The sequence below is a fragment of the Lactobacillus sp. 23-2 genome (assembly GCF_044902225.1).
Taxonomy (GTDB): Bacteria; Bacillota; Bacilli; order Lactobacillales; family Lactobacillaceae; genus Lactobacillus; species Lactobacillus absianus.
This window is the reverse complement of the sequence record NZ_JAOQBX010000037.1, coordinates 1-17429: the sequence shown is the minus strand read 5'-3', so window position 1 is coordinate 17429 and position 17429 is coordinate 1. Positions and strand designations below refer to the sequence as shown.

The window sequence follows — 17429 nt, the reverse complement described above, 5'->3', positions numbered from 1 at the left end:
TTACATCAGTACAAAGCTCTGTAAGCTGATTACCCATAACGGCAACTGGCAAAAAGCAGAGCAAAAGCTTTTGCTTTACGAATTTAAGTAAGAAAGAAGGAAGACAGGCAAGTCCTATCCCTCCACCCATTGAAATAGGTGGAATCCTGGGCTTGCCTGCCGTTAAAAATCATTGAAGAAACGGAAAGATAGCAAAAAGTTGTTGATTCTGCCAGCTGCCCTGCTGGCTTTGGGACTGGCCCAGCCAGTGCAGGCCGCCCGTCGCGCGCGTGTGCACCGCGTTGCTAAAAAGAAGGCTGTGCTTAGCAAGAAGCGCCTGCAGCTGCTGCAGGGAAAGACGGCCAAGCTGACCTTGAAAAACGGCCGGGGCAAGACCACTTGGACCAGTTCCAACAAGAAAGTCGCCAAAGTCACGTCAAAAGGCAAGGTCAAAGCCATCGCGGCAGGCACGGCCAAGATCGCTGCCAAAAACAGCAAGAAACGCTATACTTGCACGGTCAAGGTCACCGCGGCCAAGCGAGTGTTGACTTTAGCAGCAAATGACGGTTCTGGCCGCCGGCACAAGCTGACCTTCGTCTTGGGCAAGAAGGTCACCCTGCCTGAGACCTGCTTTAGCCGGGAAGGCTACAAGTTCTTGAACTTCAATGCCGCTGCTGATGGCAAGGGGCGAAGCTACCGCCTCGCGCGGGCCTATGCCTTTAAGAAAAATACGACCTTGTGGGCCCAGTACCACCAGCTGGTTGACTATACCGTCAACATTGACGCCAACCAGGGCTTTGGCCAAAACGCTGTCTTGCATGAGCAAGAAGGGCAAAGGGTCACCTTGCCAGATTCCGGCTTCAGCAAGCCAGGCTGCGTCCTGGATTCTTTTAACGACAAGGCTGATGGGACTGGGAAAAAATACCGGCTGGGCGAAAGCTATGCCTTAAAAAACGTCACCTTGTACGCCCAATACCGGAGAGAACCAATTTCTCCAGAGCCTGAGCGGGACCTGGGCTTGTGGGCGATCGATGCTTCCGGCAATTTTTACCCAAGCCAGAAGCAGCTGACCACGGTCAACTTTATTGCGGCTGACCAGGCCAAGTACCTGGGACTGGATGACTACTTTGACTACCAGATCATGGCTCTCAAGTTTACCAATGACCTCAACCCGCGCTATTTAGGCGTGCAAATGGGCTGGTCCACGCACGGCTTTATCCTTGATCCTGGCTACAAGTACTTGATCATGGTAAGAAAAAGCAATCAAGCGCCGTTTTCGCAAGCAGAAATTCCGGAAATCGCCAAGCTGGTTCGCTTGGAAAATGCCAACGCTAAGACCCAGAGCACTTCCGGCTTAGCCAAGGCTGCAGTCAGATTCATCGCCCACCGGGGCTACAGCACCAGGTATCCGGAAAACACGACCCTGGCCTTTGAAAAAGCGGGCGAGGAGGCTGGCGTTTGGGGGATTGAGACCGACGTGGCCAATACTGCCGACAACCATCTGCTGATCCTGCACGACCAAAGCTTGGCGCGGACCACCAATATCCAGGCCGACGATCCTAACTACGGCAAGAGCATCAACGAGCTGACTTTTGACCAGGCAGAAAGCTACAAGATCAAAGGCGTCTTGCCCGGCATTGACCAGGATCATGTCTACGATAACCTCCATCTGCCGACCCTGCGCCAGTACTTGGACATCTGCAAGAAGTCTGGCAAGGAAGCCTTTTTGGAGCTGAAAAACGTCAATAACATGACGGCACTGAAAGAAGTCGTCAAGGAAATCAGCGAGGTGGGGATGCAGGAGCACACGACCCTGATTTCCTTCAATCTTGGGGAACTAGAAGAGGTTAGAAACGTGCTTCCAGGCGGTAAAGAAATCGCGCTGATGGCGATCTACAACCGCCAGCTGCAAGAGGACGACTACATCTACTTGTCCCATCTGCAGGCCGGGGCAGACCGCAACAAGGACACCACGAACGTTGACGAAATTCTCGCCGCCCGCAAGTATGGCGTGGACTACGGGATCTGGACGGTCAGCCATAATGATGCAGCCGTTGACGATTTGATCAAAAACGGAGCCGACAAGGTTACCTTAAACGATGCCAACCTGGTCAGCTCCATGAGCGCGGTCGTTGAAAATTAAGCAAAATCCTGCCTGTTTAGCTTATAATTAAGTCAGCAAATGGAAGATAGCGTTGATTACTGATTAAAGGACAGGTGAGTCTCATGAACAAGAAATTGTTTCAATTCCTGATCGGGACCGCTTCTGCGGAAAAAGTCAAAGTCGGCAAGCGCAGCAAATTCAAGGTCGATCTTTCCCCCGGCCTCTTGCCGACGGCCTTGCTTGCCTATGCTGTCTACAAGTTCCTGACTAACGACGACTAGGCACAGGCAGAAAGGTCAATCGCAACAGACTCTAACGAATAAAAAGGCTTCTAGAAGTGAAAAAATTCTGGAAGCCTTTTTAGTATCTCAAATCACAGCAGAGAGTTGCTAAAACTCAAAAGTTCCCAACTGGCGCGTTTTCCCACATTCGCTTGCCCAGACTCGTTTCTTGGGCTTAACGGCTCATCGAGGCTCATTCGCTTTTTCCAAGACGAACTTGTAGAAGCGCTCAGCAATCGGGGAGAAGTTGGCATCCTTGCGCCAGGTGAAGTAGAGGTGCTCTTCCAGCTTCGGGGCCAGCGGGACAAAGGTCAGTCCGCTGCCAGGGCTGGTGTCGACCAGGCGGTCAAAAGTCAGCATGATCCCCAGGCCCTCTCTGACAAAAATTGCCCCATTGTAGGCCAGGCGAAAGCTCCCTTCCAGCTGCAGGCTGCCCATCTTTTCCTGGGCCCAGCGCGGCAGGTCGTGCTCCCAGGCTTCTTCAGAAGCAAACAAGGGCAAGCCGGCCAAGTCCTCGGCCCGGATGGTCTTTTGCTTGGCCAACGGGGAGTCGGTCCGCATGACCGCGCCCCAGGTGTCGGTTTCAGGCAGGGGCAAAGCGGCATACTTGTCGGGATTTGGCTGCCCGCAGACCACTCCAAAGTCGAGGACGCCCCGGTCCAGGCGCTCGTAGACCTGCCCGCGGTCGCCGCTGGTCACGTGGTAGTGGAGCTTGGGGTACTGCTGCTTAAACTGGCTGATCCAGGAGGCCAGCCAGCGGATCTGGTAGGACTCAGCCAGCCCCAGGTAGAGGTCGCCGCCAGTCACCTCATCCCAAGTGCGAAATTCATGCTCGATCTTGTCCGCCATCAGCAAGAGGTCCGCTGCCTGTTCTTTCAATAGCCGCCCCTGTTCAGTCAGTTCAATGCTGAAGCTGTGGCGGGTAAAGAGCTTTTGTCCCAAATCTGCTTCAAGCGCCTTCAGCTGGCGGGAAATGGTGGATTGGCTGACGTGCAGCTGGGCCGCGGCCCGGGTCATGTTCTCGGTTTTGGCGACGGCGTAGAAGTAGCGCAAGGCTTGAATTTCCATGATCGTTTGTCCTTTCTCTTGTTTTGCAAAAAGTGAATATCACGAAGCCGATTATAGGCATTAGCGTCTGGCCTGTCCAGCGTTTAGAATTAAGCTACAGGCTAGGAAAAGTATAAATAATCCTGAAGAAAAGGCCTGCTGCTTGCATTTGCCGGCCATAGACTGATAATATTAATCAGTTCTAGAAGGAGGCAGCAATATGAAACAGGACCAGAAATTCGGTCTGCCATTTCGCGGATTGTTCGCTTTTGTCGCCGTAGTTGCTTTGTTGATGATCGGCGGCATGATCGGCCAGCATCTGCCAAAGGCCAGCCATGAGATCGTGTCAGAAGCGGCTATTTCCAGCCGCCTGGCTGACATCGGCGAGCTGTCGACGGAAAAATATACCTACACTGGCTTATACAAACTGACCCAGGGCGAGATTCCCTTGATTACCCAGAAGGGCTTTTCCATGGTCTACACGGCCAACTTCAAGGCCGGGATCAAGGTCAAGGACGTGCAGGTCAAAGTTGACCAAAGCAAGGTGACGGTGACCCTGCCCGCGGCCAAGATCCTGAGCGCGGCCATTGATCCGTCATCAATCAAGTTCTATGACCAAAAAGCCGCCCTGTTCAACTGGAGTCAAAAGGAAGACGTGACCAAGGCCGAAAAGGCGGCCCTTAAGCGGGCACAAGCAGCGGCCATTAAGGCCGGCATCTTGACCAGCTCGGAAACCAGCGCCAAGAAGCTGGTCAAGCAGCTGCTCAAAGGCAAGCTCGGCGGCCGCCAGCTGGTTGTCCTTCAAGCATAGCGGCAAAGGCAGGCAAGTTTAAATCGCGGGATTGTCCCGCGATTTTTTGTTTTTCGCCGGCACTTATTTTTTACAAGAAGCTGGCAAAGGCATAAACTTAGTAATATAGACAGAATTGTTGCTGATAGAGAAGGAAAAAAGAAATGACGACCAAGTTTAATAACAAGTATTTTACAGGCGAAAGAATCCTTTTTGGCGCCAATAGCCTCGAGCTCAAAGACTGCGTGTTTGGCACGGGCGAATCTCCCCTTAAGGAATGCCGCGATCTGCAACTGACTGATTCCGTATTTACCTATAAGTACCCCCTCTGGTACAGCGAAAACGTGCGCGTGGAGCGGACGACTTTTGAAACCATGGCCCGGTCAGGGATCTGGTACACGAACAAGATCACGGTGGCCAACTCTGCCCTCCAGGCCCCGAAGCTCTTCCGCCGCTGCCAGGGGGTGACTTTGGACCACGTCCACTTCGGGGATGCCGAGGAAACCATGTGGACCTGCAAGGACATCCGGATTGCTGACAGCCAGATCAATGGCAACTACTTTGGCAAAGACAGCGAGAATATCTACCTGGACCACGTTTCCATCATCGGCAACTATGCCTTTGACGGGGCCAAAAACATCGAAGCCCACCACTGCACTTTCGTGACCAAGGACAATTTTTGGAACTGCGAAAACGTCACGGTCTATGATTCGGTCCTGGATGGGGAATACCTGGCTTGGAACAGCAAAAACGTGACTTTGATCAATTGCACCATCCGCTCTGACCAAGGCTTGAACTACATCGACCACTTGACCATGAGAAACTGCAAGCTGATCGATTCTGACCTGGTCTTTGAATATGTTTCCGGGCTGGACGCCGAATTGGCGGCGCCGGTGGTCAGCATCAAAAATCCCGTTTCCGGCCGGGTCAAGGTTCCGGAAATTGGCCAGCTGATCATGGATGAGGATAAAATTATTCCTGAACGGACCGTGATTGAGTGCGAAAAGATTGGCGAGCGGATCGCGGCATCCGACTTGAACCAAGCAGCAGCGCGTTGATTTTGCGCGGGAGGCAAAGATGAGCAAATACGATTTTACGACCATTCCTGTCAGAGAGCAGAATTCCATCAAGTGGGGCAACCTGCAGCCAGGAGAGCTGCCGATGTGGATTGCTGACATGGATTTCGCGACCGCCCCGGAGATAATCGAGGCCATGCAGCAAAAGCTGACGGTGGGGGCTTTTGGCTATGAAGACCTGCCGGATGAATATTTCAAGGCCGTGGCTGACTGGGAAGCAAAGCAGCATGGCGTCCGGCCGGATGAGGACTGGGAGATCTACGTCACCGGCGTCGTTCCGGCCATTTCCTCCATCGTCCGCCGGCTTGCCCACCTGGGCGACCAGGTCTTGGTGCAAGAGCCGGTCTACAATATTTTTTACAACTCGATTGAAAACAATGGCCGCCGCGTCCTTTCCAGTGACCTGGAATATGATCCCGGCCAGCGGCAGTACCGGGTTGACTGGGCGGATCTGGAGTGCAAGCTGGCTGATCCCTTGACCACGCTGATGATCTTCTGCAACCCCCACAATCCGATCGGCTATGTCTGGACTAAAGAAGAGGTAGAGAGAATCGCGGCCCTGTGTCACAAGCACCATGTCGTGCTCGTGTCCGACGAAATTCACGCCGACTTGGTCAGAGAGGGGCGGGACATGACTCCGGCCTTTGCGGTGACTGGGCCAGCCCGCTCCAGCGTCATCTCCCTGGTGTCGCCAAGCAAGACCTTCAACCTCGCGGCCTTGCACGCGGCAACGGCCATCATTCCTGATGAGAACCTGCGGGCGATCGTCAACCGCGGCTTCAACAGCGAAGAACTGGCTGAGCCCAATCTCCTGGCGGTGCCGGCGACTATCGCGGCATATGAAGAAGGGGACGAGTGGTTGAAGCAGCTGAAACGGCAGCTGCGGGAAAACTTCGCCTATGCTGAAGCTTTTATCAAGGACGAAATTCCCGCCGCCAAGGCCATCAATGGGACGGCCACCTACCTTTTGTGGGTTGACGTGTCCCAAGTGACGGAGGATGCCCGCGAGCTGGCGGATCATCTGCGGGCAGCGACGGGCCTGATCGTTTCCCCTGGCAACATCTACCGGGGACAGGGGGCTTCCTTCATCCGGATCAACCTGGCCTGTCCGCTGGCTTCAGTCAAAGACGGGCTGGACCGGCTCAAGCGGGGGATTGCCACTTATCAAGAATAGAAAAAGCCGTTGCTTTTTGGCTGAAGATCATATTTTCTTCACGGCCAGGGCAAAGGCTTTTTATATTTGCTTGGTATAGTATAGTCAGGCAGTCTAGGCTTAATAATGCTAAAATAAAGTAATATAGAAAATGCAGCTATGCAGTGGACTTGCGGCCCATTAGTGAGAAAGGGGAAAAAGCAAAAATGAAAATCTTAATGGTTGAAGATGATGCCTCAGTGTCAGAAATGATGGACCTCTTCTTTAAGAAAGAGGGCTGGGAGGAAGACCCGGCTTATGACGGGGAAGCAGCGGTTGAAAAGTTCAAGGCCCACCCCCACGACTATGACCTTATTACCTTGGACCTGAACCTGCCGAAGAAGGACGGGATTCAAGTGGCCCGGGAAATCCGTCAGATCTCGCAAACCGTGCCGATTATCATGCTGACGGCCCGAGATTCGGAATCTGACCAGGTTCTGGGCCTGGGCATCGGGGCTGACGACTACGTTACCAAGCCATTCAGCCCCTTGGCCTTGATCGCCAGAATCAAAGCCCTGCACCGGCGAGTCATGCTGGATGGGACCAGCGGCCAGGAAGAGAGCAAGAGCGACTATGATCTGACCACGACCCACATCAAGATTTCCAAGAGCCGGCGCGAGGTTACCTTTGATGACAAGCCAGTCACCGGCTTGACGCCAAAGGAATTCGACCTCCTGTACACCATGGCGCAAAAGCCCAAGCAAGTCTTTTCCAGAGAGCAGCTCTTGGAGCAGGTTTGGGGCTATGAATACTTTGGCGAAGAAAGAACGGTTGACGCCCACATCAAGAAGCTGCGCCAGAAGCTGGAAAAGATGGGGCCGCAGATCATCCAGACGGTCTGGGGCGTGGGCTACAAGTTTGACGACTCTCAGGTTAAGCAATGAAGCTGATTTATCAACATATTCTGAGCTTTTTGGTCATTATTCTGACCTCAACGCTGATCATTGGCTTTTCAGCCATCAATTATGAAAAAAGCCAGGCCTACCAGAACAACTTTGCCCGCATGGAGGAGTACGCGGCCAACCTGTCCCGCCTGCAGTGGGGGGACGTGAAGGCATCAGCTGACAGCAATTCTGCCAAGGGCCGGCACAAGTTCGAGCTGCCGATCGGGAGCGAGGAAAGCCAGAGCCAGCTCAATCCCTTCTTTTTGCAAAAGCTGACTTTTGTCATGCGCGATGAAGGGGTCAAGATCTTTATGATGGACAAGGACTTCTCCACTACCTATCCAGTGGGCGGCTACCAGCTGCTCAAGCCAGCGGCGCAAAAGCTGCTCAAGTCCGGCCAGGTCGTCCGGATCAAGAACGATCATGGGACTGACCAGCAGTCGCTCAATCCGAAGCTGCAGGGGCAGGCCAAGCTGAAAAGCAGCCAGAAACAGAGCAGCAGCGGGAGAAAGCATCTTTTTGCCACTGCCAGCTACACCTGGGTGATCATGCCGCAGTTCGTCAAGACCGCCACTGGCTCCAAGAAGTTCGTCGGGGCCATCATGGTTGGCTCCCAGGTCAAAGACGTCATGCAGCCGGTGGACATGGCCAAGGCCAACTTAGGCCGGGCTTTGGTCATCACCTTCGTGGTCAGCCTGATTCTGAGCTTCATTTTGGCCTACTACCAGACCGGCCGGATCAAGCGGCTGTCCGTTGCCGCCCGGCAGGTTGCTTCGGGTGACTTGACCGTGCAAGTGCCGCATCGGAGCTCGGATGAGATTGACGAATTGGCCGAAAACTTCGATGAGATGGTGGTCTCCTTGAAGAAGTCCAATGAAGAGATCAAGGCGCAAGAGAAACGGCGGGACCAGTTCATGCAGGACGTGGCCCATGAGATGCGGACGCCGCTGACGACGATCAATGGGCTTTTGGAAGGGCTGGCGTATGATGCCATTCCCGAAGAATCCATCCCCCAGTCCATTTCCCTGATGCAGCGGGAAACCAAGCGCTTGATCCGCTTGGTCAACAAGAACCTGGACTATGAAAGAATCCGGACGGGCAAGAGCCAGCTGACCAAGAGCAAGTTCAACGCCAGCGTCATCTTGGGCGACTTGAAGCAGCAGCTGCTCCAGAATGCCCAAAAGAATGGCGACGTGCTGGAAGTTGACGCGCCGGATGAGATCATGACTTATGCTGACCAGGACCGCTTCAAGCAGATCATGGTCAACTTGACCCAAAACGCCATTCAGTTTACGAAGAATGGCAAGATCGTGATCAAGGGCTGGCGGGTACCGCATGGTTCCCGCTTCAGCGTCGCGGACAACGGGATTGGGATGAGTCCTGACCAGACCAAGTACATTTTTGAGCGCTTCTACAAGGCCGACCCAGCCCGGGCCCGCTATGGCGGCACCGGTGAGTCAGGCCTGGGCCTGTCGATCGTCTTGTCCCTGATCCGCCAGCATGGCGGGGAGATCAAGGTTGATTCTGAGCTTGACAAGGGATCGACCTTCACGATAACCTTGTACGACCAAGGCTTTGAGAAAAAGTATTCAGACGACAATTAAGGAGTCTGGGAAAAAATTAAGTTAAGACAGCAAGGCCTTAGGACGCTCATCTAATTTAGATGAGCGTTTTTTGGATTTGGACAATCGAATGTGGGAAAACCACGGCAGTAGGGGACTTTTGAGCTTCAGCAGCTCTCTGCTGTGATTTGAGATACATAAAAAGGCTTCCAGAAGTTTTATCACTTCTAGAAGCCTTTTTTATTCGCTAGTGTCTTTCCTCAGACTACTTATTTGCTGCTGGAGCTGGCTGAACTCTGGCTGCTTGAACTGGAGCTGGAACTTGTGCTGGATTGGGAATTCAAGACCGTATCTGGAACTTGGGTGATCTCGCTTTCCCGCTTGCGCAGTTCCGCGGCATCCGTCTTATACAGGCTGGTCGTCGACTTGCCCTTCTGGCTGATCAGGGCCGTTGAGCTGCTGCCCAGGTCATTGATCAGCTGCATCATCCGCTGGTAGTTGTCCGTATAGTCGTATGTAGTTGGCAGGACTGGGGAGAAGCCGGCCGGGGTGTAGTAGCGGAGCAGGTTCTTGTTGTTCAGGGTATCGGAAGCGCCCAGGGACATCTTGCCATAAGCGGCCAGCAAGGCAATTTCCTTCTTCTGCTGGTCGCTGAACTCGGTCAGCTGCTTGCCGCTCTTGCTGTCATAGACGTCGCCCTTGATCCCTTTGCCGCCGATGATCGTGTACTTCGGCGTGATGATCGTGCCGTTTCTGAAGACGACGATCTGCTTGTGCTGCTTGGACAGGATATCCGTGCCAAATTGAACATAGCCCTTGGTGGAGACGCCCAAAAGGTGGAGCAGGGTCGGCAGGACGTCGATCTCGCCGGCATACTCGCTCTTGATTCCGCCTTTGAGATTGGAAGCATGGAGCATGAAGGGCACCTTCTGCATCTGGGCGGTGTTGCAGCTTGACCAGTCATTCGGGTCAGCCCCGATGATCGGTGCCAGCGTAGTGTATTCTTCGTTGCTCAAGCCGTAGTGGTCGCCGTAGATCATGATCAATGACTTGTCGTAGAGTCCGGTCTTTTTCAAGTAGGCAAAAAATTCCTTCAAAGCCTGGTCCAGATAATGGGCGGTCATAAAGTAATTGTTGATCGTCGCGTCGCTGGTGTTGGTCGTCTTGAAGCTCTTGTCCTGGTCCTGGCTGTCCAAGTCAAAGGGCGTGTGGTTGGTGACCGTGATGAACTTGGCATAGAAGGGCTGCTGCATCCGTTCCAGGTACTTGACGCTTTCGGCAAAAAGCAGCTTGTCCTTGAGCCCGTAGCCGGAGCTGTCGCCTGTTTGCTGGCTGAAGTAGCTCTGGTCAAAAAAGTAGTTGTAGCCCATGTTCTTGTAGACGTCGTTCCGGTTCCAGAAGCTGCCCACGTTGCCGTGGAAGACGGCGGACGTGTAGCCGCCGGCCTGGCTCAGGATTTGCGGGGCCGCCTGGAAGGTGTTGGTTGAGCCCAGCGAGGTGAAAAGGGAGCCGTCGGAAATCCCATAGGTGCTGGTCTCCAGCATGTTTTCCGCGTCGCTCGTCCGCCCCAGGCCGACCTGGTGGTAGAAGTTGGCGTAAGCCAGGGTGTGCTTGTCCCGATAAAGCGAGTTCAGGAAGGGGGTGACCTCCTTGCCGTTGACCTTTAGGCCAATCAGGAATTGCTGGAAGCTTTCCAGGTGGATGATGATCACGTTTTTGCCCTTTTCAGCGCCAAAGTACTTGGGATTGGGCTTGGCGTAGTTCTTGCTGGTAAAGTCCAGGATCTTGTTCAGTTCCGCAGCGCTGGCGTTCTTGGTGACCGTGGCGCTGGATTCGTTCTTGATGGCGTCATAGACCGTAAAAGAGTCAATCCCCAGGTACTTGACCACGTAGGTCCGGTCAAAAGTGTTCTTTAAAAGCCGCGGCCGGTTGCATTCGGCGATCATCATGTTCAAAAAGAGCATGAAAAAGCCAAACGAGGTGACCGCGAAAGAACTTGAGAAGCCATATGACTTTTGGTCGATCTTGATCACCTTGCAGACCAGCAGGAAGATGATGACGATCAGGTCAAGCCAGATCAAAAGGTCTCTGGCCTGCAGCAGGGCAGCTGAGCTCTTGCCAAGGCCCTGTGAGACCTTGCTGATGTTAGTCATGGTCTTGACCGTGATAAAGTCCGTGAATTGCCGGTAATAGAGGACGTTGGCAAACAAAAGGGCCGTGTTCGCCGCGTCAATGGCCAGCATGGCAATATAGGAGACCAGAGGCTTGGTAAAGTAAAAGCCGAGACTGATCAAAATGATGCTGGCCCCCAAAGGACTGAGCCACATAATGATGTGCTGGAGCGGATTCGCGATGCCCAAATTAAAGTCGACATAGGCGACAAAAAGGTACTTGAGCCAGTAGCAGCAGACCAGCAGGGCCAAAAAGCCCGTTCGGGTCTGCACCGCCCGAAAGATGTTGCGCTTTTTCACAATATTGTTCTCCTTTTATCCTTCTTAATTTTAAAGGTTGCGACAAAATTAGACAAACTTTTCCTGAGAGTTAGGACTTTCTTTAAATTTTGGCCCCCGTAAAGCTTGTATAATTGAGGAAAACAATAGAGATGGGACCACAATCATGCTATTTTTAGGATCACTTTACAATTTTCTAGCCAGCCAGTATGCGACCAGGATCAACCACTTTCCTTTGGTCAAGCTGACCTTTCAGGGCCTGGACAAGACCCTGTTCTACTTCTTGATCTTTGCCGTCTTCCGCTTGATCTGGCTGCTGGCCATTAGAAGGCGGCGGACGGTCAAATCCGAATTCGGCTTGTGGGTCTTCGTCTTTTACTTCCTCCTGGTCTTGATGCTGACGACTTTCCGCTCCTCCTACTTTCCTTGGGAGCTCGATTTCCACTGGCATCGGTCCCCGGCCAATATCAACCTGGTCTTTATGAAGAATACCTGGAAACTGATCTATGCCCAAAGCAAGGTCGACTTTTACTACAACTCCTTTGGCAACGTCCTGGCCTTTGTCCCATTTGGCGCCTTAATGCCCAATGTTCTCAGGAAAAAGCACTGCCTCTGGCAGGTCTTCTTCTTAGGCGTCTGCTCATCAGTCATGATTGAGTTCTTGCAATTTTTGCTGATAACTGGAGTTTCAGACGTTGATGATGTTTTTTTTAATTCATGCGGTGTACTATTGGGGTATGGGCTCTATGCATTGCTGGCTTTGTTAAATTCAGGCAAAAAAAGCGATAAGCACTAGCAATGAAAGGGCAACAATGATATTATTATCTTGTGAATGATTTATTTAACATTTTCTAGTAAGGAAGCTGAAACATGAATAGTGTAGTTAGTTTTGACAGCAGTAAATTGACTCCTTTCGTTCACGAAAACGAACTTAAGGAAATGCAAGCAATGGTTGACGCCGCAGACAAGGAATTGCGTGAAGGCACTGGTGCCGGCAACGACTTCCGTGGCTGGCTCAACCTGCCAGTAGACTATGACAAGGACGAATTCGCCCGCATCAAGAAGGCCGCTAAGAAGATCCAAAGCGACTCAGACGTCTTGATCGGGATCGGGATTGGTGGCTCATACTTGGGTGCCCAAGCTTCTATCGAATTCTTGAACTCATCATTCTACATGGCTGAAAAGAGCGACTATCCAAAGGTTGTCTTTTGTGGCAACAGCCTGTCAGGCACTTACCTGTCAGACTTGATCAACTGGCTGGGCGACAAGGACTTCTCCTTGAACATCATCTCCAAGTCAGGTACCACTACTGAACCATCAGTTGCCTTCCGCGTCTTGAAGGCCAAGCTGATCGAAAAGTACGGCAAGGAAGAAGCCGCAAAGCGGATCTACGCAACTACTGACCGCAAGAAGGGTGCCTTGAAGACTGAAGCCGACGCTGAAGGCTACGAAGAATTCGTAGTTCCAGATGACGTTGGTGGCCGCTTCAGCGTCTTGTCAGCCGTTGGCTTGCTCCCAATTGCCGTTTCCGGCGCCAACATCGACGAATTGATGCAAGGTGCTGCTGACGCCCGGGCCGCTTACACTGACACTGACGTAAGCAAGGATTCTCCTTACCAATACGCTGCTTTGAGAAACATCCTTTACCGCAAGGGCTTCACCACTGAATTGCTTGAAAACTACGAACCAACCATCAGAATGTTTGGCGAATGGTGGAAGCAATTGATGGGTGAATCAGAAGGCAAGGACCAGAAGGGGATCTACCCATCAAGCGCCAACTTCACCACTGACCTGCACTCACTGGGCCAATACATCCAAGAAGGCCGCCGCAACTTGATGGAAACCGTTGTCCGCGTGGCTGGCCCACGGGCTGACGTTGCTATCCCAGGCGACAAGGAAAACCTTGACCAATTGAACTTCCTGGAAGGCAAGACCATGAACTACGTCAACGACCGCGCCTACGAAGGCGTTGTCCTGGCCCACACCGACGGCGGCGTGCCAGTTATGACGGTCAACATTGCTGACCAAAGCGAACACACTTTGGGCTACCTGATCTACTGGTTCGAACTGTCAGTAGCCATCTCAGGCTACCTGAACGGGATCAACCCATTCAACCAGCCAGGCGTTGAAGCTTACAAGCGCAACATGTTTGGTCTGCTTAACAAGCCAGGCTACGAAGACCTGCACGACGAATTGAACAGCCGTCTGTAATCCTGGCCGCGAAAGAGCGAAGGCATTTGCCTTCGCTCTTTTTGCATGGGCTCTAAATTTTGCTTATGCATGACGGGAATTTTTGGGAGAAATTTTTAGCAAAAAGTGTAATGGCTGTCATTTTCGCCCTTATTCAAGTCGTGAAAAAATTGAAGCGCTTAATTTCTGTTTGACTGCCTTTTGATTTTTTTATGTGGATTGCTTTAATTATAAATCCAGCTACAATTGAACTTGTGAGGTGGGGTTGGATTTATTGAGGAACAACTGCACTAAGCGCTATCTAAAAACTAATTTACGATTGGCTGCAGCGATCAGCCAGACAAAGCGGCATCCCTTGGTGAGAGGGGGGATGCTGCTTTTGTTTTGCAACAAATTCCGGATTTGGTCCTTTTTTGCGTTTGACATGATAAAAGAATGAGGACTAGTGCTAAAATTTAAAGTGACGAGAATGTATGCGCTAACATTAAGCGCGGTACTTATGCAACGTATAGGGGGGATTAAAATGTCATCGAGAAGATTTGCCTTGACTGGGGTTGCCTTGGCCGCTTTGGCCTTAAGCGCCTGCAGCCAAAAGCAGAGCACCAAGAATGAACAGGACCTGAACTGGTCGGTTGGCGGGGAAATTACCACGATGGATCCGTCCAAGGCCACGGACGTGGTCAGCTTCACGCAGATGATCAACTCCATGGAGGGGCTCTACCGCAACGTCAAGCAGGGGCAAGAGCCAGGCCTGGCCACCAGCGCCAAGGTTTCCAAGGATGGCTTGACCTACGTCTTCAAGCTTCGCAAGTCCAAGTGGAATGACGGCACTCCAGTGACTGCCAAGGACTTCGTCTACTCCTGGCGGCGGACGGTCAATCCCAAGACCGAGGCTGAGTATGCCTACCTGTTTTCCGGGATCAAGAATGCCGATGCCATTCAAAACGGCAAAAAGCCGGTTTCCAGCCTCGGGATCAAGGCTGTGGGCAAATACCAGCTGGTAGTCACTTTGGAGAAGCGGATGGCCTATTTTAAGGATCTGATGGCCTTTCCGGTCTTTTTCCCGCAAGAGGAGCGAGCCGTCAGGAAATATGGCGACAAGTACGGGACGGCCTCCAAGTACATGGCCTACAACGGGCCTTTCCTGCAAAAAGGCTGGAGCGGGAGCAACCTGTCCTGGAAGCTGGTCAAGAACCCAGACTACTGGGACAAGGACCAGGTCAAGCTGGACCAGATCAGCTTCACGGTCAACAAGACGGCATCGACCGCCTACAACCTCTATGAGTCAAAGAAGATCGATGCTTTAGGCCTGGACTCCAACTTGACCAAGCAGTTTAAGGGCAAGAGCGGCTATTACAGCCTGGCCAACGGCGGGACCTACTACTTGGAGCTGAACGAAAAGAATCCTAACTTGGCCAGCAGCAATATCCGCAAGGCCATCTCCCTGGCTATCAACCGGGAGGACCTGGTCAGGATCCTGGGCGGGAACAACCAGGCAGCCAGCACATATACGGCTAAGGGGCTGACGAGCGTCAAGGGGCAGTACTATACCAGCTTGATCTCACCGTCAGCCAAGAAGCTGTACAAGTACCAGCCAAGCCTGGCCAAGGAATACTGGCAAAAAGGCTTAAGCGAACTGGGCAAGAGCGGGATGACCCTGAACCTGCTGACCAGCGACAGCGACAGTGCCAAGAAGACCGGGGAGGCGCTGCAGAGCATGCTGGAGACCAAATTGCCCGGCTTGAAAATAACCGTGACCAGCGTGCCGTTCAAGACCCGGCTGGCCCGGCGAGAATCCGGCAAGTTCCAGCTTTGCGGGTCAGACTGGATTGCCGACTTCGGCGACCCGATTTCCTTCCTGGAACTGCTGACCAGCAGCAACGCCTCCAACTACGGCTCCTGGAAGAACAGCCGCTATGACCAACTGATCGCGGCCTCCAAGGACACGAATGACCAAGCCGCCCGCATGAAGGACATGAGCAAGGCCGAAAGCATCCTGCTCAGCGATGCTGGGGTCGTTCCGATCTACTATGAAGACGATGCCTGGCTGATCCGGCCAAGCGTCAAGGGCTGGGTCTGCAACCGCAGCGAATGGAACTTCAAGAAGGCCTATGTCAGCAAGTAGAGCGAAAAAATAACAAGCAGCAAAAAAGCCAAGCTTCGAGGAAGCTTGGCTTTTCTGATTATTGCGATGTCCGGGCTCGAACCGGAACATTATGGATTCAGAGTCCACTGCCTTACCGATTTGGCTACATCGCAGTAAATCACCCGTACGAGAATTGAACTCATGACTCCACCTTGAGAGGGTAGCGTCTTAACCACTTGACCAACGGGCGAGTCATAACCGACATGTTTTATTGTGCGCTTCTTTGACTTATTTGTCAAATTTTTTCCAAACTTTTTCCAAAAAAATTTTGCTTACTCTATAATAACCTGTAGATTGTTATTGAGAAGGGTGGTTTCATGATCAATTTTCCTAAGACCCAAAACCTGATCGAGTCCCTGGTATCGGAAAGAATCGTGCCTGGCGTCAACTACGCCTTTATGAAGGGCGACCAGGTCTTTGCCTCAACCGTAGGCTTTGCCGCGCTCTATCCTCAAAAGACCCAGCTGAGTCCCTTTGCCGTCTATGACCTGGCTTCCTGCACCAAGGTCCTGGCTACGGGGGCGGTCCTTTTAAAGCTGTATGAAGAGGGGCGGGTCAGTTTTGACGACCGTCTGACCAAGTACGTCCCGGAATTTGGCGACGACCGGGTTCGCCTTTGGCACCTGCTGACCCATACCTCGGGGATCAGGGGCTGGATTCCCAACCGCTCCAGCCTGAGCGGGGAGGACCTGCTGAAGGCGATCGTGGGCCTGCCGGTGACGGATGAGTTTGAAAGCGTCGTCCGCTATGCTGACACCAATTTCGTCTTGCTGGGCCTGGTTGTTGAGCGGATTTTGGGTCAGCCGGTGCAAACGGCCGCGGCGGACATGATCTTTCGTCCAGCCGGCCTGACTGAGACCACTTTTCACCCTGACCGGCAAGAGTGCGTGCCTACGGAACTGGTCAACGGAACGGTTCTGCAGGGGATCGTGCATGACCCCAAGGCCCGCCAGCTAGGAGCGCGCTGCGGGTCGGCCGGCCTGTTTTCAACGGTCAAGGACCTGGTCTTGATGGGCCAGGCCTATACAGGCGTGAATCCAAGCCTGCTTCCGATCAGCCAGGACGCGATTGCCCAGCTCTATGCCGTGCGCACGCCTAATGGCCTGCAGCCGCGCGCCTGGGGCTGGAACCTGGTCTTTGATCCCCAGGACAAGTATCCGCTCATCTACCACACCGGCTTTACCGGCACTTTGATCATGTACGACCGCGTCAAGCAGTCCGGCTTGGTCATGCTGACCAACCGGGTCCATCCCAGCCGGCACAACCAAATCTTTTTGACCATGCGCAGCCGGATCATCAACAGCTTTTTGGCGGAAAACAAGTAGAAAGACGAGGACCAAGCGATGAAAAAACTGACCACCAAGGAAAAATTGGGCGCCTGCGGCGTTCTGTACGCCGGGATCTTGATCCTGCTCGGGCAGATGAACAGCCGCCTGATGCCCCTGTTTCTGTTGACCCTGTTTGCTTCCTTGGGCGTGGCGGCCTTAGAGGGACTCTTGTGGCTCGTTACGGCCATGCGCGGCCAGGCCAACGCTACTTTCAAGGCGGTGACGATTGCCGCCCTGCTCCTGGCCTTGATCAACCTGATCGCCGTGGCCACGACCGCGATCTGATAATGCGACAGTAGAGTACTTTTGAGATACATGACATGCTCCCCCGACCAAGGTCGGGGGTCTTTATAGGCTAGTGCTCACGCGCAGCCTACAGCTTCTGAGAACGACCAACTTA

14 protein-coding genes and 2 tRNA genes are annotated in these 17429 nt (G+C 53.0%); 12 read left to right on the top strand and 4 right to left on the bottom strand.

Translation table 11 applies throughout. From position 1 onward, the window contains the following. The first annotated feature begins 199 nt into the window (after window positions 1-199). Both OCH80_RS09490 and OCH80_RS09485 read left to right on the top strand, forming a co-directional pair. Window positions 200-2122, top strand: a complete 1923-nt coding sequence (locus OCH80_RS09490; RefSeq protein ID WP_404540406.1) for a glycerophosphodiester phosphodiesterase family protein — start codon at window positions 200-202, stop codon at window positions 2120-2122. 83 nt (window positions 2123-2205) lie between these two features. After that, the gene (locus OCH80_RS09485; protein WP_195837367.1) at window positions 2206-2364 is read left to right on the top strand and encodes a hypothetical protein; all 159 of its coding nucleotides are present in this window, start codon (window positions 2206-2208) and stop codon (window positions 2362-2364) included. 183 nt (window positions 2365-2547) lie between these two features. Here the strand turns inward: OCH80_RS09485 and OCH80_RS09480 are convergent, their stop codons facing one another. Then, the gene (locus OCH80_RS09480) at window positions 2548-3432 is read right to left on the bottom strand and encodes a LysR family transcriptional regulator (RefSeq protein WP_404540402.1); all 885 of its coding nucleotides are present in this window, start codon (window positions 3430-3432) and stop codon (window positions 2548-2550) included. Window positions 3433-3631: 199 nt separating this feature from the next. Between OCH80_RS09480 and OCH80_RS09475 the strand changes: the two genes are divergently transcribed. The 5 genes from OCH80_RS09475 (at window position 3632) to OCH80_RS09455 (ending at window position 8957) form a co-directional block, all read left to right on the top strand. Continuing rightward, the gene (locus tag OCH80_RS09475; RefSeq protein ID WP_404540399.1) at window positions 3632-4222 is read left to right on the top strand and encodes a DUF4230 domain-containing protein; all 591 of its coding nucleotides are present in this window, start codon (window positions 3632-3634) and stop codon (window positions 4220-4222) included. A gap of 143 nt (window positions 4223-4365) precedes the next feature. Beyond that, window positions 4366-5259: a DUF3737 family protein gene (locus tag OCH80_RS09470; RefSeq protein WP_404540396.1), complete on the top strand. Its 894-nt coding sequence runs from the start codon at window positions 4366-4368 to the stop codon at window positions 5257-5259. Window positions 5260-5278: 19 nt separating this feature from the next. Further along, window positions 5279-6451 carry a MalY/PatB family protein gene (locus OCH80_RS09465; RefSeq protein WP_404540393.1) on the top strand — a complete coding sequence of 391 codons (1173 nt, stop codon included), beginning with the start codon at window positions 5279-5281 and terminating at the stop codon, window positions 6449-6451. Between the two features lie 185 nt (window positions 6452-6636). Continuing rightward, on the top strand, window positions 6637-7353 hold the full coding sequence (locus OCH80_RS09460) for a winged helix-turn-helix domain-containing protein (RefSeq protein WP_404540390.1): 717 nt from the start codon (window positions 6637-6639) through the stop codon (window positions 7351-7353). Then, complete coding sequence (locus OCH80_RS09455; RefSeq protein WP_404540387.1) at window positions 7350-8957, top strand: ATP-binding protein; 1608 nt, start codon at window positions 7350-7352, stop codon at window positions 8955-8957. Before OCH80_RS09460 ends, OCH80_RS09455 begins: the two co-directional genes overlap by 4 nt. A 227-nt stretch (window positions 8958-9184) precedes the next feature. On the opposite strand, the gene OCH80_RS09450 is transcribed toward OCH80_RS09455, so the two are convergent. Beyond that, window positions 9185-11386 (bottom strand): LTA synthase family protein, encoded by a 2202-nt coding sequence (locus tag OCH80_RS09450; RefSeq protein WP_404540384.1) that lies wholly within the window; start codon window positions 11384-11386, stop codon window positions 9185-9187. Window positions 11387-11531: 145 nt separating this feature from the next. On the opposite strand from OCH80_RS09450, the gene OCH80_RS09445 reads away from it, so the two are divergent. The 3 genes from OCH80_RS09445 to OCH80_RS09435 all read left to right on the top strand — a co-directional run bounded on the left by OCH80_RS09445 (window position 11532) and on the right by OCH80_RS09435 (window position 15680). Continuing rightward, a complete protein-coding gene (locus OCH80_RS09445) occupies window positions 11532-12161 on the top strand; it encodes a VanZ family protein (protein WP_404540381.1) in 630 nt (209 codons plus the stop codon). Between the two features lie 74 nt (window positions 12162-12235). Next, window positions 12236-13576 carry a glucose-6-phosphate isomerase gene (locus OCH80_RS09440; RefSeq protein ID WP_404540379.1) on the top strand — a complete coding sequence of 447 codons (1341 nt, stop codon included), beginning with the start codon at window positions 12236-12238 and terminating at the stop codon, window positions 13574-13576. A 502-nt stretch (window positions 13577-14078) separates the two neighbouring features. Further along, window positions 14079-15680 (top strand): peptide ABC transporter substrate-binding protein, encoded by a 1602-nt coding sequence (locus tag OCH80_RS09435; RefSeq protein ID WP_404540376.1) that lies wholly within the window; start codon window positions 14079-14081, stop codon window positions 15678-15680. A gap of 61 nt (window positions 15681-15741) precedes the next feature. On the opposite strand, the gene OCH80_RS09430 is transcribed toward OCH80_RS09435, so the two are convergent. Together OCH80_RS09430 and OCH80_RS09425 are read right to left on the bottom strand one after the other, a co-directional pair. Then, a tRNA-Gln gene (locus OCH80_RS09430) sits at window positions 15742-15814 on the bottom strand. A 5-nt stretch (window positions 15815-15819) separates the two neighbouring features. Beyond that, a tRNA-Glu gene (locus tag OCH80_RS09425) sits at window positions 15820-15891 on the bottom strand. Between the two features lie 127 nt (window positions 15892-16018). Between OCH80_RS09425 and OCH80_RS09420 the strand changes: the two genes are divergently transcribed. Together OCH80_RS09420 and OCH80_RS09415 are read left to right on the top strand one after the other, a co-directional pair. Further along, window positions 16019-17026: a serine hydrolase domain-containing protein gene (locus OCH80_RS09420; RefSeq protein WP_404540374.1), complete on the top strand. Its 1008-nt coding sequence runs from the start codon at window positions 16019-16021 to the stop codon at window positions 17024-17026. Window positions 17027-17044: 18 nt separating this feature from the next. Beyond that, complete coding sequence (locus tag OCH80_RS09415) at window positions 17045-17314, top strand: hypothetical protein (protein WP_404540371.1); 270 nt, start codon at window positions 17045-17047, stop codon at window positions 17312-17314. Window positions 17315-17429 lie beyond the last annotated feature (115 nt).